General features: G+C 70.1%; 13 protein-coding genes and 1 tRNA gene. 5 read left to right on the top strand and 9 right to left on the bottom strand.

Translation table 11 applies throughout. The features are described from left to right. The first annotated feature begins 1 nt into the window (after position 1). A complete protein-coding gene (locus tag BKA00_RS04120; protein ID WP_185023647.1) occupies positions 2-1,696 on the top strand; it encodes an ABC transporter ATP-binding protein in 1,695 nt (564 codons plus the stop codon). A gap of 210 nt (positions 1,697-1,906) precedes the next feature. On the opposite strand, the gene polA is transcribed toward BKA00_RS04120, so the two are convergent. Continuing rightward, a complete protein-coding gene (polA, locus tag BKA00_RS04115; RefSeq protein ID WP_185023646.1) occupies positions 1,907-4,597 on the bottom strand; it encodes a DNA polymerase I in 2,691 nt (896 codons plus the stop codon). A gap of 78 nt (positions 4,598-4,675) precedes the next feature. Between polA and BKA00_RS04110 the strand changes: the two genes are divergently transcribed. Beyond that, complete coding sequence (locus BKA00_RS04110; RefSeq protein ID WP_185033665.1) at positions 4,676-5,104, top strand: PaaI family thioesterase; 429 nt, start codon at positions 4,676-4,678, stop codon at positions 5,102-5,104. A gap of 257 nt (positions 5,105-5,361) precedes the next feature. Beyond that, positions 5,362-5,994, top strand: a complete 633-nt coding sequence (locus BKA00_RS04105; RefSeq protein ID WP_185023645.1) for a DUF4352 domain-containing protein — start codon at positions 5,362-5,364, stop codon at positions 5,992-5,994. Between the two features lie 73 nt (positions 5,995-6,067). Here the strand turns inward: BKA00_RS04105 and BKA00_RS04100 are convergent, their stop codons facing one another. The 6 genes from BKA00_RS04100 to BKA00_RS04075 all read right to left on the bottom strand — a co-directional run bounded on the left by BKA00_RS04100 (position 6,068) and on the right by BKA00_RS04075 (position 11,953). Continuing rightward, positions 6,068-6,871 carry an ABC transporter ATP-binding protein gene (locus tag BKA00_RS04100; RefSeq protein WP_185023644.1) on the bottom strand — a complete coding sequence of 268 codons (804 nt, stop codon included), beginning with the start codon at positions 6,869-6,871 and terminating at the stop codon, positions 6,068-6,070. Then, a complete protein-coding gene (locus BKA00_RS04095; RefSeq protein ID WP_185033662.1) occupies positions 6,861-7,601 on the bottom strand; it encodes an ABC transporter ATP-binding protein in 741 nt (246 codons plus the stop codon). Before BKA00_RS04095 ends, BKA00_RS04100 begins: the two co-directional genes overlap by 11 nt. Positions 7,602-7,648: 47 nt before the next feature. Further along, complete coding sequence (locus BKA00_RS04090; RefSeq protein WP_185023643.1) at positions 7,649-8,824, bottom strand: branched-chain amino acid ABC transporter permease; 1,176 nt, start codon at positions 8,822-8,824, stop codon at positions 7,649-7,651. Continuing rightward, on the bottom strand, positions 8,821-9,786 hold the full coding sequence (locus tag BKA00_RS04085) for a branched-chain amino acid ABC transporter permease (RefSeq protein WP_185023642.1): 966 nt from the start codon (positions 9,784-9,786) through the stop codon (positions 8,821-8,823). Before BKA00_RS04085 ends, BKA00_RS04090 begins: the two co-directional genes overlap by 4 nt. 105 nt (positions 9,787-9,891) lie before the next feature. Beyond that, positions 9,892-11,064, bottom strand: coding sequence for a branched-chain amino acid ABC transporter substrate-binding protein (locus tag BKA00_RS04080; protein ID WP_221493008.1), 1,173 nt, complete (start codon positions 11,062-11,064; stop codon positions 9,892-9,894). Positions 11,065-11,350: 286 nt separating this feature from the next. Then, positions 11,351-11,953 (bottom strand): response regulator, encoded by a 603-nt coding sequence (locus BKA00_RS04075; protein WP_268248185.1) that lies wholly within the window; start codon positions 11,951-11,953, stop codon positions 11,351-11,353. Between the two features lie 94 nt (positions 11,954-12,047). On the opposite strand from BKA00_RS04075, the gene BKA00_RS04070 reads away from it, so the two are divergent. Together BKA00_RS04070 and BKA00_RS04065 are read left to right on the top strand one after the other, a co-directional pair. Then, positions 12,048-12,131 (top strand) — tRNA-Leu (locus BKA00_RS04070). A gap of 243 nt (positions 12,132-12,374) precedes the next feature. Beyond that, entirely contained in the window at positions 12,375-13,127 is a 753-nt protein-coding gene (locus BKA00_RS04065) for a helix-turn-helix domain-containing protein (protein WP_185023641.1), read from the top strand. A 155-nt stretch (positions 13,128-13,282) separates the two neighbouring features. Here BKA00_RS04065 and pyk read toward each other — a convergent pair whose 3' ends face one another. Beyond that, positions 13,283-14,713 (bottom strand): pyruvate kinase, encoded by a 1,431-nt coding sequence (pyk, locus tag BKA00_RS04060; RefSeq protein ID WP_185023640.1) that lies wholly within the window; start codon positions 14,711-14,713, stop codon positions 13,283-13,285. A gap of 109 nt (positions 14,714-14,822) precedes the next feature. Continuing rightward, entirely contained in the window at positions 14,823-15,380 is a 558-nt protein-coding gene (locus BKA00_RS04055) for a type 1 glutamine amidotransferase domain-containing protein (RefSeq protein ID WP_185023639.1), read from the bottom strand. Positions 15,381-15,433 lie beyond the last annotated feature (53 nt).

Below are 15,433 nucleotides of genomic sequence, written 5' to 3'. Positions count from 1 at the left end.
GATGACGACCCCGGACGGGCCCCGCACGGGGGCCGGGATCCTCCGGTCCGCGCTGCGCCGCAACGCCCGCGCCATGGCCGGGGGCACCGTCCTCATGGGCATGTACCAGGCGGGCGAGACCGCCTTCCCCATCGCGCTCGGCCTGATCGTCGACCACGCGCTCCGGGACCGGAGCCTCGGCGCGCTCGGCCTGTCCTTCGCCGCGCTCGCCGCGATCATCACGACCGTGTCGTTCTCGTGGCGGTTCGGGATGCGCGTCCTGCAGAGGGCCAACACGACCGAGGCGCACCGGTGGCGGGTGCGGGTCGCGGCCTGCGGGCTCCAGCCGGTGGCCAGGGACGTCGACCTCAAGTCGGGCGAGGTGCTGGCGATCGCCACCGAGGACGCCGACCAGACCGCCGACATCATCGAGGTGGTGCCGCTGCTGGTCAGCTCCCTCGTCGCGGTGCTGGTCGCGGCGGTCGCGCTCGGCACGGCCAGCGCCGGCCTCGGCCTGCTGGTGATCGTGGGGACCGTCGGGATCCTGTCGGTGCTGAGCGTGCTGTCCAGGCGCATCGGCTCCCGCACCCGCGAGCAGCAGGCCCGGGTGGCGCGGGCGGGCGCGAAGGTCGCCGACCTGATCGCCGGCCTGCGCCCGCTGCACGGCTTCGGCGGCAACCGCGCGGCGCTCCGGTCCTACCGCGGGGTCAGCGGGGAGGCGAGGGACCAGGCGATCGCCGTCGCCAGGGCGAACGGCGCCTACGCGGGCACGGCGGTCGCCCTCAACCTGCTCCTCGCCACCGCCGTGACGCTGCTGGCCGGCCGGCTCGCGTTCCAAGGCCGGATCACCACCGGAGAACTCGTCATGGCCGTCGGCCTGGCGCAGTTCGTCATGGAGCCGCTCAAGCTCTTCTCGGAGATGCCGAAGTACGTCATGGTCGCTCGCGCGTCCGCCGAGCGGATGGCCCTGGTGCTGGCCGCGCCGCCGGTGGCGGTCCCGGGCTCTGACCGTCCCGCCGCGGACGGCGGCCTGGAGGTCGACCGCGTCCAGTACGGCTCCCTGCGGAAGCTGCAATTCCACGTACCCGCCGGCCGGCTCGTCGCCGTCGCCGCCTACGGGCAGCGCTCGGTGGCCGACCTGGTGGCGGTCCTGGCCGGCGACGCCCCGCCGAGCGCGTTCGACGGGGCGGTGCGGGTCGGCGGGCGTGAGACGGCGCACCTGGAGGTCGGCGCGCTCCGCGAGCACCTGCTGGTGAACCCGTCCCACGCGGAGATCTTCGCGGGGACCCTCCGCTCGAACATCGACCCGTCGGGCACCGCCCGCCTGGTCTCCGAGGCCGTCGAGGCCTCCCTGCTGACCGATGTCGTGGCCCTCCACCGCGATGGCCTCGACCACCCCGTCCGCGACCGCGGCGCGAACCTCTCCGGCGGGCAGCGCCAGCGCCTGTCCCTCGCCCGCGCCCTGGCCGCCGACGCCCCCGTCCTGGTGCTGCACGACCCCACCACCGCCGTGGACGCCGTCACCGAGCAGCTCATAGCGCGCAACATCGCCGCCCTGCGCCGGGGCCGCACCACCCTGCTGATCACCAGCAGCCCCGCCCTCCTGGACGCCGCCGACCAGGTCCTGGTCCTGGACGAAGGCGTCATCACCAGGGAGGGCACCCACCGCGACCTCCTGGCCACCGACGCCACCTACCGCCAAGCAGTGGCCCGCTGACCCACCCCGGCAAACGACCTCGCACCCACTACTGCGCCCACCTCAGCCGCCGCAGCACCCCGCGACAAGCTGGGGCTCGCGATCGCGTCCGAAGGCAGATTCAAGCGAAGCAAGAATCTGATCGCGCAGCGAGTCGAAGCGATGCCAGCGATCGCCCGCGTTTATCGACGATGGAGGGCCGCCAGGCCCGAAGGAGGAGAAAAACGCAATTCAATGAGCAGCGTCCTGCCAGGTGCGGCCGGTGCCCATGGAGACGCTGAGGGGGGCGCGTAGTTCGTAGGCGGCGGCCATCTGGGTGCTGACGAGGGTTTTCAGGTCGTCGAGTTCGCCGGGGGCGACTTCGAAGACGAGTTCGTCGTGGACCTGGAGGAGTATCCGGGAGGTGAGGCCGGCGTCGCGGAGGGCGCGGTCGACGTTGAGGCTGGCGACCTTGACGATGTCGGCGGCCGAACCCTGGATGGGGGCGTTGAGGGCCATGCGTTCGGCCATCTCGCGGCGCTGGCGGTTGTCGGAGTTGAGGTCGGGCAGGTAGCGGCGGCGGCCGAGGATGGTCTCGGTGTAGCCCTCCTGGCGGGCCTTGGCGACGATGTCGCGCAGGTAGTCGCGGACGCCGCCGAACTGCTCGAAGTACTCCTCCATGAGGCCGCGCGCCTCGTCGGGGGAGATCCGCAGCTGCTGGGAGAGGCCGTAGGCGGACAGGCCGTAGGCGAGGCCGTAGTTCATGGCCTTGATGCGCGCGCGCAGTTCGGAGTCGATCTGCTCGGGCGGGAGGCCGAAGACGCGGGAGGCGGTGATGGTGTGGAAGTCGGCGCCGGTGCCGAAGGCCTCCAGCAGCGCCTCGTCCTCCGACAGGTGCGCCATGATGCGCAGTTCGATCTGGGAGTAGTCGGCGGTGAGGAGGGACTCGTAACCGTCGCCGACGACGAACGCCTCGCGGATCTGGCGGCCTTCGGCGGTGCGGATGGGGATGTTCTGCAGGTTGGGGTCGGTGGAGGAGAGCCGGCCGGTGGCGGCGATCATCTGGTTGAACGTGGTGTGGATGCGGCCGGCGTCGTCGGCCATGGGGATCAGGGAGTCGACGATGCTCTTGAGCTTGGCGACCTCCCGCCACCGCAGGATGTGCTCCAGGACGGGGTGGCCGTCCTTCTCCAGGAGGGTCGTGAGGGCTTCGGAGTCGGTGGTGTAGCCGGTCTTGGTGCGCTTGGTCTTGGGCAGGTTCAGCTCGTCGAACAGGACCTGCTGGACCTGCTTGGGCGAGCCGAGGTTGAACTCGCGTCCGACGGCGGCGTGGGCCAGCTGCTCCTGCTCCTTGACCTGGCCGCCCAGGGAAGCCGACAGGCCGGCCAGGTGGTCGGCGTCGACGGCGATGCCGGCGCGCTCCATGGCGGCGAGGACGCCGACCAGGGGCAGCTCGACCTCGTGCAGGAGGCGGGTGGCGCCGCGCTTGTCGAGGTCCTTGTCGAGGACGTCGGCGAGCTCGGTGACGGCGCGCGCGCGGACGGCGAGGGCTTCGGCGGCCTCTTCCTCACCGGAGCCGTCCAGGGTGAGCTGGCCGGTGTCCTCGGTCTCGCTGCGCAGCTCGCGGTGCAGGTAGCGCAGGACGAGGTCGGCGAGGTCGAACGTGCGCTGTCCGGGGAGCGCGAGGTAGGCGGCGAGCGCGGTGTCGCTGGTGACGCCCTCCAGCCGCATGCCGCGCGCGGCGAGCGCCAGCATCGGGCCCTTGGCCTCGTGGATCGCCTTGGGGCGGGCGGGGTCGGCGAGGTAGGCGGCGAGGGCGCGCTCGTCGTCCTCGATCAGCCCGGCCGGGTCGAGGTGGACGGCGGGGCCCTTGGCGGACGCCAGCGCCAGCGCGGTGATCTCACCGGTGCCGCGGCCCCAGGTGCCGGTGACGGCGACGCCGATCCGCTCGGCGGTGTTGGCGTCGAGCCAGGCGCCGAGCGCGCCGGGTTCGAGCGCCTCCACCTCGACGTCGAAGCCCTCCTCGGCCTCGGGCTCGGCCGCCGAGATCGAGGAGTACAGCCGTTCGCGCAGGACGCGGAACTGCAGCGAGTCGAACAGGGTGTGGATCTCCTCGCGGTCCCACTGGCCCATCGTCAGCTGCGGAGGCGTCAGCTCCAGGCCGACCTCGCAGTCGAGCTTGTTGATCTGCTGGTTGCGCAGGACGCCGGACAGGTGCTCGCGCAGGCTGTCGCCGGCCTTGCCCTTGATCTCGTCGACCCGGTTCACGAGGGTGTCGAGGTCGCCGTACTTGGTGAGCCACTTGGCGGCGGTCTTCGGGCCGACGCCGGGGACGCCGGGCAGGTTGTCGCTGCTCTCCCCCACGAGGGCTGCGAGCTCGCGGTACCGCTCGGGCGGGACGCCGTACTTGGCCTCGACGGCCGCCGGGTCCATCCGGGCGAGCTCCGACACGCCGCGGACCGGGTACAGGATCGTCACCGAGTCGTCGACCAGCTGGAACGCGTCGCGGTCGCCGGTGACGATGAGGGTCTGCATCCCCGCGCGGGTGGCCTGGACGGACAGTGTGGCGATGATGTCGTCGGCCTCGAACCCGGCGACCGACATCCGCGGGATGCGCAGCGCGTCCAGCACCTCGAAGATCAGGCTGACCTGGCTGCGGAACTCGTCGGGCGTCTTCTGCCGGCCCGCCTTGTACTCCACGTACTGCTCGTGCCGGAACGTCGGCTCGGAGCGGTCGAACGCCACCGCGATGTGGGACGGCTGCTCGTCGCGCAGCACGTTGATGAGCATCGAGGTGAAGCCGTACACGGCGTTGGTCGGCTGCCCGTCGGTCGTCGAGAAGTTCTCCACGGGCAATGCGAAGAACGCCCGGTAGGCCAGGGAGTGGCCGTCGAGCAGCAGAAGCCGGTCGCGCTTGTCAGGGGTCGTCGGTGAGGTCGCCACACCAGGACTCTAGTCTGCGCGTACGACAGTTTTGTGGAGGCGTAAGTGACTGACACCGACGGCGCGAGCCCGGAGGACCTGGGCGCGAAGATCCTCGCGGGGGAGGAGTTCGACCCGCACGGCGACCTGGCGAAGACCATGGGCGTCGAGTACCTGGAGGCCTCGGCCGAGCGCGTCGTGGGGCGCATGCCGGTCAAGGGCAACACCCAGCCGTACGGGCTGCTGCACGGCGGCGCGTCCTGCGTGCTGGCCGAGTCCCTCGGCTCGGTCGGCTCGGCCCTGCACGCGGGCCCGGGCCGCATCGCCGTCGGCATCGAGATCAACGCCACCCACCACCGGTCCGCGACCGAGGGGTACGTCACGGGCGTGGCGACCCGCGCGCACGGGGGCCGCACCCTCGCCACCTACGACATCGTCATCACCGACGACCAGGACCGGCGGGTCTGCACCGCGCGCCTCACCTGCATGCTGCGCGACGCCCCTCCCGGCCGGCCGGGAGGGCGCTGACACGGCGTGACCCGCGCTTTCTTTGCGATGGGCGCCCTCGGGTCTGTAGCGTGGATCAACCGGCCCGGGGTCACCGAGTAGACAACGTACGCGCCTGGGCAAGGTTCGTACGGCCCCAAAGGTGACCCCGGGTCAACGCATGTCCGGGGACGGCCGCCCCGCCCCGACACCGGCGTAGGTTCATCACCGGTTGCGGTTGCGTTGCGAAACGATCCCGCCCGTTCACCCGCCCCGGGCGCCGGACGTACCGTCCGAGCATGCGCCACGCTGACACGCGCACCCCCGGCCCGCGCACCCGGCACCGCGCGGGCACCGCCCGTGCGGGCACCGCCCGTGCGGGCACCGCCCTCGCGGGCACCGCCCTCGCGGGCGCCGCGCTCGCCCTCGCCGCGGCCCTCACGGCCGCGGGCTGCTCCGGCTCCGGGCAGGACACCTCGCTCCCCGACTACAAGATCCCGGCCGAGAAGGCGCGGGAGGGCGAGGCCGTCCCCGAGGGCAGGACCGGCAAGAGCGCCGACATGCGGTTCACCGTCGTCGGCTTCCGCGAGGCCATGACCGACGTCATGGGCACCCACGCCTCGATGAACGCCAAGGGCGCCTTCACCCGCGTGCGCGTCCTCGCCGTCAACACCGGACGCGACATCCAGGTCTTCGACACCTGGCAGCAGCGGCTCGTCACCACCGACGGCAGGACCTACTCCCCCGACGTCAACGCCACCATGATCAAAAGGCAGCCGGAGCGGCTCTCGGTCGGGGCGTCCATGCGCGTCGAGTTCGACCTGTGGTTCGACGTCCCCCGCGGCGCGAGGACCAAGGCCGTCCGGCTGTACGGCTCGCCGCCGGTCGGCGCCACGACCGACCCCGCCCCGGCCGAGATCGCACTGCCGTGACCCCCGACACGCGCGAGGCCCGCCCGCCCCGGACGAACCGGGCCGAGCGGGCCTGACACGCGCCGACGCGCCCCTACTTCGCGGTCTCCTCGCCGGAGCCGCCACCGGAACCCTCGGCCGAGCCCTCGGCCGCCGGGCCGGCGTCCCCGGCCGCCGGAGCGGCGCCGTCGCCCAGCTCGCCGCCCAGGTAGGCGGCCCGGACCTCCGGGTCGTCCAGCAGGTCCGCCGCCGCCGCCGACTTGACCACCCGGCCGGTCTCCAGCACGTACGCCCGGTGCGCGATCTGCAGCGCCTGCTGCGCGTTCTGCTCCACCAGCAGCACCGTCGTCCCGCGCCGGTTGATCTCCTGGATGATCGAGAAGATCTGCTGGACGAGCATGGGCGCCAGACCCATCGACGGCTCGTCCAGCAGCAGCACCTTCGGCTTGGCCATCAGCGCCCGCCCGATCGCGAGCATCTGCTGCTCGCCGCCCGACATCGTGCCGCCCAGCTGCTTGCGGCGCTCGGCCAGCCGCGGGAACAGCTCGAACGCCTCCGCCAGCTCCTTGGCGGGGTCGTCCTTGCGGGCGTAGGCGCCCATCAGCAGGTTCTCCTCCACCGTCATGCCGGGGAAGATCCCCCGGCCCTCCGGCGCCTGCCCGATGCCGACCAGCACCCGCTTGTGCCCGGGCATCCTGCTGATGTCCTCGCCGTCGAACCGGATCGCGCCCGACGACAGCCCGCGCAGCCCCGAGATGGTCTTCAGGGTCGTCGTCTTCCCGGCGCCGTTCGCGCCGATCAGCGTGACGATCTCCCCCTGGCCGACCTCCGCGGTGATGCCCTTCAGCGCCGCGATCTTCCCGTAGTGGACGTGGATGTCACTGATCTCAAGAAGCATCGGCCGGAGCCCCCAGATACGCCTCGATGACCCGCGGGTCGTTCTGCACCTCGGCCGGCAGGCCGTCCGCGATCTTCTGACCGAAGTCCAGCACCGCGACCCGGTCGCTGATGCCCATGACCAGGCTCATGTCGTGCTCGATCAGCAGCACCGTCACCCCGGTGTCCCGGATGTCGCGGATCAGCTGCTGCAGCGCCACCTTCTCCGCCGGGTTCATGCCCGCCGCGGGCTCGTCCAGCAGCAGCAGCTTCGGCTCGGTGGCCAGCGCCCGGGCGATCTCCAGCCGCCGCTGGTCGCCGTACGGCAGGTTCTTCGCCGCCTCCTCGCCGCGGTGCGGAATCCCCACCAGCTCCAGCAGCTCCCGCGCCCGCTCACGCCCGCGGCGCTCCTCGCGGCGATGCCACGGAAGCCCGAGCGCCGCCCCGACGAACCCCGTCCGGTGGTGCGCGTCCGCGCCCACCATGACGTTCTCCAGCGCCGTCATGTTGTGGAACAGCCGCACGTTCTGGAACGTGCGCGCCACCCCCAGCTTCGTCACGACGTAGCGCTTCTTGCCGTCGATGCGCTTCCCGCGGAACACCACCTGCCCCTCCGTCGGCCGGTAGACGCCGGTGGTCACGTTGAACACCGTCGTCTTCCCCGCCCCGTTCGGGCCGATCAGCGCGAAGATCTCGCCCTCGCGGATCGTGATGTCCACCTTGTTGAGCGCGACCACGCCGCCGAACCGCATGACGACGTCCCGCAGCTCCAGGACGGGCGACGCGCCCTTAGCCTCGCTCACTTGCCCTCCTCCACGGCGGCCGCGTCCGACTGGCCCGGACCGGCCACCTCGGCGCCCATGCTGCCCATGCCGCCGGTGCCCTCGGCCAGCTCCGCCTTCCGCTGCCGCGACGGCCACAGGCCCTCCGGACGGAAGATCATCATGACCACCAGCGCGGCACCGAAGATCAGCATCCGGTAGTCGTGCAGGAACCGGAACCGCTCCGGCAGCCACGCCAGCACCGCCGCGCCCAGCATCACGCCCGGAAGGTTGCCCGACCCGCCCAGCACCACGCCGGCCAGGATCAGCGCCGAGACCAGGAACTCGAAGTTCTGCGGATTGATCGAGGTGATCTGCCCCGCGAACACCACGCCGCCGCTGCCGCCGATCGCCGCGCCGATCGCGAACGCCGCCAGCTTGAACTTGAACGTCGGCACGCCCATCAGCTCCGCCGCGTCCTCGTCCTCCCGGATCGACGCCCACGCGCGGCCCACCCGCGACCGCTCCAGCCGCTTCACGAAAACGATCGCGACGATGATGAACAGGACCAGCAGGTAGTAGTACGGCCGCGCGTCCAGCAGCCCGTACTTCAGCGGCTGGACGCCCAGGATCTCGAACTCCGACAGCGACGGCGGGTGCGGGATCCCCTGCACGCCGCGCGGGCCGTTCACGTACGAGCTGTTGTTCGCCGTCCGCTTGACGATCTCACCGAAGCCGAGCGTCACGATCGCCAGGTAGTCGCCGCGCAGCCGCAGCGTCGGCGCACCGAGGATGACCCCCGCGAGCGCCGAGAACCCGATCGCCAGCCCCAGCGACTCCCAGAAGTTCCACTCGTAGCGCGTCGCGAAGATGGCCATCGTGTAGCCGCCGACCGCGTAGAACGCCACATATCCGAGGTCGAGGAGGCCGGCCATGCCGACCACCACGTTCAGCCCGATCGCCAGCAGCACGTAGATCGCGATCTGGCTGCTCAGCATCGACGGCCAGTCGCTGCCGCTCGGCGCCATGAACGAGCCGATCGCCTCGCTCGGCAGCAGCAGCGCCCCGACGATCAGCAGGAGGTAGACCACCCACCGCACCGCGCCGGGAGCCGACGCCCACCAGTCGCGGAGCGGGTCCAGGGAGAACTTGTCACGCGCCGAGCGGATGCCGCCCGCGCCGCCGTTTCCGTTTGCGTTCTTCGTGAGGTTCATGCGCGCGCCCGCTGGAGGGACTCACCGAGAATGCCGGTGGGACGGAACATCAGGACCAGGATCAGCACCGAGAACGCGACCACGTCGCGCCACTGGGAACCGAAGAAGCTCGAACCGTACATCTCCAGCAACCCGAGGGTGAACCCGCCGACCAGGGCGCCCCGGAGGTTGCCGATGCCGCCGAGCACCGCCGCCGTGAACGCCTTGATGCCGAGCAGGAAGCCGACGAAGTAGTTCGTGCTCTCGAAGCGCAGGAAGTACAGCGCCGCGGCCACGCCGGCCATGACCCCGCCGACCAGGAACGTCACCTGCACGACCCGGTCGATGTTCACGCCCATCAGCACCGCCGTCTCCGGGTCCTGCGCCGTCGAGCGGATGCCCCGGCCGAGCTTCGTGCGGTTCACGAACTGGTCCAGCGCGACCATCATGACCACCGCGCCCACGAACACGATCAACTGGTCGTTGCGGATCAGGATCGGCCCGACGTCCACGACGTCCGAGAGCTTCTTGAAGTGCTCGTTGACGTCGAGCTTGCCGCCCTCCTTCGACGTCCCGAACACCTTGTGGATCAGCACCGTGCCCATCAGCTGCTGAATGAAGATCGACGCGCCGATCGCCGAGATCAGCGCCGCCAGTCTCGACGCGCCCCGTTTGCGCAGCGGCCTGTAGGCCGCCACCTCCAGCAGCATCGCGCCGCCGCCCGCGACCGCGCCGCCGACGACCGCCATGAGCGCCACCACGCCGATCAGCGCGACGCCGCCCACCGCGGACACGTCCAGGGTCCGCACCGTCCACAGCGCCGCGAACGTGCCGACCATGAAGATGTCGGCGTGCGCGAAGTTGATCAGCCGGAGAACGCCGTAGACCATCGTGTAGCCCAGCGCCAGCAGCGCGTAGATCGCGCCCAGCGCCAGCCCGTCGACGGTCGACGGCCAGAATTGATTGATGAAGTCGTCGAGCACCTTCGGTCGCCTTCGTCAAAAGGAGCGGGAGCGCTGTAGCGCTCCCGCTCCCGCGCCATCAGGGGCCCCCGGGAAGGGGGCGGTCGGTCCGGGGCGTGGTGACGCCTACGAGACCTTCGCTTCGTTGCTGTTGCCGAGCAGCGGCAGCTTGTTGTCCTTCACCTCGTAGATGAAGATGTCCTTCGCCGCCAGCTCGCCGTTCTCGGCGAACTTGATCTGCTTGCCGACGCCCTGGATGTCCTCGGTCTTCAGGAAGCTGTTGATGTCCTCCGGCTCGGTCTTGCCGGCCTTGACCGCCTCGATGAACGCCGTCGCCGCGTCGAAGCCCTCGGTCGAGTAGATGGCGACCTCGGAGTTGAACTTCGCCTTGTAGTCGTCGGCGAACTTCTTGGCCTTCGGGTTCGTCTTGCCCTCGGCGTCGATCAGGCAGCCGCAGCTCAGCAGCGCGCCCTGCGCGTTGGCCTGGCCGGCGCCCTCGATCAGGCCGGTCGCCAGCGAGCCGTCGCCGGACATCATCTTGCCCTTGTAGCCCGCCTCGCGGAGCTGCTTGAACAGCCGGCCCGCCACCGCGTAGTAGCCGCCGAAGTAGACCGCGTCCGGCTTGAACTGGTTGATCTTGTTGACGGTCGAGGAGTAGTCCGTCGCCTTGTCGTCGACCGCGTCGGTCTGGGTCTGCACGCCCTTGGCGCCGGCGGCCTTGCCGATCGCGTCGGCGAGACCCTTGCCGTAGTCCTGGTTGTCCGACACCGTGAAGAGCTTCTTCGCCTTCACCGAGTTCACCAGGAAGTTCGCGGCGCCGTCGCTCTGCACGGCGTCGTCGGCCACCACCCGGTGCCAGTACTTCCAGCCCTTCTCGCCGAGCGTGATGTTGGTCGCCGACGGCGACACGCTCGGGACCTTGGCCTCTTCGAGGATCGGGGCGACGCTCTGCGACTCACCGGAGAACGCGGGGCCGATGAGGCCGACGATCTTGTCGTTCTTGATCGCGCCCTGCGCCAGCGTCGTCGCCTGCTCCGGCTTGCCCTGGCTGTCGTAGGTCTTGAACTTGATCTTGACCTTCGGGTTCGTGGCGTTGTACTGCTCGATGGCCAGCTGCGCGCCCTGCTTGGGCGGGATCACCAGGCCCGAGTTCTCACCGGTCAGGTCACCCATGAACCCGATCGTGACCTCGTTGCCGTTGCCGGAGTCGCTATCGCCGTCACCACACGCCACGGCGCTGAGCGCGAGCGCCGCGCTCACCGCAACCGCGCCGGTGATCCTCATCATGTTGCGCCGCAAGGTGCCCAACCTTTCCATCCGGATCCGGGTGGATCGGGTACGAGTGAAGCCCCGACGCCGACCCCTCCAAAGGAGGAAACCGGTCACTCGGGGACCAGGTATGTCGTACACCGTCGACCCACCCCAGAACAGGACCCCCGGATCGAAGGGTTACTCGTTCGTTACTCCCCTGTGCCCATCTGATACCGGGCGTTGCCTGGGACGATTACGAAACGTGACGTCAACGGCCCGGTCCGGTACCTGCGCTTTGGACCTTGACAACCGGGGGTTCGACCGCGCTGAGGAGTCAGCCCGCGGCGGACTCGTCAGGGCCTCCGGAGGCGCCCGCCACGACCGCCTCGGCGACCGCCCGCATCGTGAGCCGCCGGTCCATCGAGGTCTTCTGGATCCACCGGAACGCCTCGGGCTCGGACCACCCGTGGGCCTTCTGAAGCAGCCCCTTGGCGCGGTCGACCACCTTGCGCGTGTCGAGCCGCTCCTGCAGCCCCGCGACCTCCGCCTCCAGCGCACGGAGCTCGGTGTACCGGCTCACCGCCATCTCGATCGCCGGCGTGAGGTCGGTCTTGGAGAACGGCTTGACGAGGTAGGCCATCGCGCCCGCGTCCGTCGCCCGCTGGACGAGCTCGCGCTGGGAGAACGCGGTGAGGATCACCACCGGCGCGATCCGCTCAGCGGAGATCCGCTCGGCCGCCGAGATGCCGTCCAGCACCGGCATCTTCACGTCGAGGATCACGAGGTCGGGCTTCAGCTCCCCGGCGAGCCGGACGGCCGTCTCACCGTCACCGGCCTCCCCGACCACCTCGTAGCCGTCCTCCTGAAGCATCTCCTTCAGGTCCAGCCTGATCAGGGCTTCGTCTTCCGCGATCACAACCCGCCGAGCGCTCTCCACGCCCACGAGCCTACCGAAACCCGCTACCCTGGTCCCCGTCGCCCCGCCTCATGCAGGGCGATACGGACACCAAGGGACATGTCCGGATAAATATGCCGGGATGGCGAAATAGGCAGACGCGAATCCCTCAAAAGGATTTGTCCGAAAGGGCGTGCGGGTTCGAGTCCCGCTCCCGGCACTTTTGATTATCCCTTCTTCATCAAGCGTCGCGCGTCGCGCATTGCAGCAGAGATCTCCTCCTGGGACCGGCAATGCCTTCACACTCGTCAGTGAGGCGCTGTACTGGTGAATACGTCACCCCACGCCAGGGAAATCGCTGAACCCCTTTTGAACACGGCCTCAAGGTCAGCGGCAGTCAGCGAGATGCCTCACAAAGAGTGATCATGTGCGAACCGTCAGCAGCGGTCGCCAGACTGTGGGCATGTACGATCCGCGACAGCGCCCACTGGCGTTACGACTGCTGGCGGCGGGATTCACGATCGCTGAAGTCCACCGCCAGACCGGCATCCCGACATCCACACTGGGCAACTGGAAGAAACATCCCGAAAAGGCCGCGAGCCACACTCCCCCGTCATGCCCGCGTTGCCACGACCGGGTACTCGATCCCGCGGCCTACTCCTACCTTCTCGGTCTCTACCTCGGCGATGGACATCTCGCTCGGCAGCCCAACGGCGTCTACCGCCTGGAGATCGCCTGTTCGGACACCTGGCCCGGTCTGATCGACGCCGCCGCCGAGGCGGTCGGCGCGGTCCTGTCGTCCCGTGTCGGACGCCGCCAGAAGCCCGGCTGCACGATGGTGGGGTCGTACTCCGCCCACTGGCCCTGCCTGTTCCCCCAGCACGGGCCGGGGATGAAGCACACACGCACGATCGAGTTGGCGGGGTGGCAGCAGGACATCGTCGAGGAGCGAACAGAGGAGTTCGTCCGCGGGCTGATCCACTCGGACGGATGCCGGGTCACGAACCGCGTGCGCAAACGCCTCCGAGACGGGGACCGCTGGTACGAATACCCCCGCTACAACTTCGCGAACGTCTCGCTGGACATCCAGAGGTTGTTCACCGATGCGCTGGATCGGCTCGGGGTCGCGTGGACGCAGATGAACGCGAAGAACATCTCGGTCGCGAAAAGGGAGGCGGTGGCGCGGCTGGACGCGTTCGTCGGGCCCAAGTACTAGGGCGCGGCAGGTTTCCGGAGCGTCGCGGAATTGAGACCGGGCGGTGATTGGGGCGCGCAAGCGCGAGGGCCGCCGGGTTCGGCCGTGGAAGGGGGGAAGAAGGAGCCGGGCACCGCGCGGGGTGCGGGTCGCGCGGTGCCCGGCAGGGGTGGTGGTCAGTGGGGGATGGCGATGGCGTCGCCGAGGCTGTGCACGCGCAGGGCGTTCGTCGAGCCGGCGGTGCCGGGGGGCGAACCGGCGACGACGACGATCTTGTCGCCCTTCTGGAAGCGGCCGAGTTCGAGGAGGGCCTGCTCGACCTGGCGGACCATGGTGTCGGTGTGGTCGACCTGGGGGACGATGAAGGTCTCGACGCCCCAGACGTGGGCGAGCCGGCCGCGGACGGCGGGCACGGAGGTGAAGGCGAGCAGGGGGATCGGCGAGCGGTAGCGCGACAGGCGCCGGGCGGTCTCGCCGGACATGGTGAAGGCGGCGAGGGCCTCGGCGCCGACGATCGCGCCGACCTCGGCGGCGGCGCGGGCGATGGCGCCGCCGACGGTCTCGGGCATCCGCTCCAGGGTGTGGGTGGCCTGGAGGGAGGCCTGCTCGGCGGTCTGCACGATGCGGCTCATCGTGAGGACGGACTCGATGGGGTACTGGCCGACGCTGGTCTCGCCGGAGAGCATGACGGCGTCGGCGCCCTCGAAGACGGCGTTGGCGACGTCGGAGGTCTCGGCGCGGGTGGGGCGCGGCGCGGAGATCATGGATTCGAGCATCTGGGTGGCGACGATGACCGGGCGGGCCTTCTCGCGGCACAGCTCGATGGCGCGCTTCTGGACGATCGGCACCTGTTCGAGGGGCAGTTCGACGCCGAGGTCGCCGCGGGCGACCATGATGCCGTCGAAGGCGGCGACGATCTCGGGGAGGCGCTCGACGGCCTGCGGCTTCTCGATCTTGCCGATGAGGGGGACGCGGACGCCCTCCTCCTCCATGATCTGGTAGCAGATGTCGGCGTCGGCGGGGGTGCGGACGAAGGACAGGGCGACGAGGTCGACGCCGAGGCGCAGGGCCCAGCGCAGGTCGCGCTCGTCCTTCTCGGTGAGGGCGGGGACGCTGACCGGGACGCCGGGCAGGTTGAGGCCCTTGTTGTCGGAGACCATGCCGCCGACGGTGACCGTGGTGTGGACGCGGGTGCCCTCGACGGAGGTGACCTTGAGGGCGACGCGGCCGTCGTCGATGAGGACGCTGTCGCCGGGGCTGACGTCGCCTGGCAGCCCCTGGTAGGTGGTGGACACCTCGCGGCGGGTGCCGGGGACGTCGTCGGTGGTGATGGTGAACTCGTCGCCGAGGGTGAGCCGTACGGGGCCGTCGGGGAAGCGCCCGATTCGGATCTTGGGGCCCTGCAGGTCCGCGAGGATGCCGACGCCGCGTCCGGTGGCGTCGGCGGCGGCTCGGATCCGGTGGTAGACCTCTTCGTGGACGGCGTAGTCGCCATGGCTCATGTTGAGGCGGGCGACGTCGATGCCGGCTTCGACGAGGGCGTTGATCTGCTCGCTGCTGGAGCAGGCCGGACCGATGGTGCTGACGATCTTCGCTCGACGGGTCACGTCAACAACCGTACTTAGTTACTTGTCGGTACGGATATTCGTGCAGGATATGGTCCCCCGGGGTTCACCCAGTGGTCTAGGTCAGAGGTCTAGACCACATGTGGCCGCGTCACCGTTTGAACGCCTCCACGGCGGCCTGGCAGAACGCCTTGAGGTCGTCGGGCTTGCGGCTGCTGACCAGGACGTTGGGGCCGTCCTCGCAGATCTTGACCTCCTCGTCCACCCAGGTGGCCCCCGCGTTGCGCAGGTCGGTCTGCAGGCTCGGCCAGGACGTCACGGTCCGCCCCCGGACGACGTCGGCCTCGATGAGGGTCCACGGGCCGTGGCAGATGACGGCGACGGGCTTGCCCGCGTCGAAGAACGCGCGGGCGAACGCGACGGCGGCGGGCTCGGTGCGCAGGAAGTCGGGGTTGGCGACGCCGCCCGGCAGGACGAGGCCGTCGAACTCGGTGTGGTCGGAGGCGTCGACGGTGGTGTCGACGGGGAAGGTGTCGCCCTTGTCCAGGTGGTTGAACGCCTGGAGCCGGCCGGACTGCGTGGAGACCAGGCGCGGGGTGGCGCCGGCCTGCTCCACGGCCTTCCACGGCTCGGTCAGTTCGACCTGCTCGGTGCCCTCCGGGGCGCACAGGAACGCGATGGTCTTGCCCTGAAGATCGTTGTTCGGCATCGGTCTCCTCCGTTGGTCGGTGTTCTGGGACCCCTGCCCGTGAACTCGGGTGG

Source organism: Actinomadura coerulea, from assembly GCF_014208105.1.
In the GTDB taxonomy this organism is placed as follows: domain Bacteria; phylum Actinomycetota; class Actinomycetes; order Streptosporangiales; family Streptosporangiaceae; genus Spirillospora; species Spirillospora coerulea.
The sequence above is the reverse complement of the archived record's forward strand: the minus strand, read 5'-3'. Positions and strand labels throughout refer to the sequence as shown.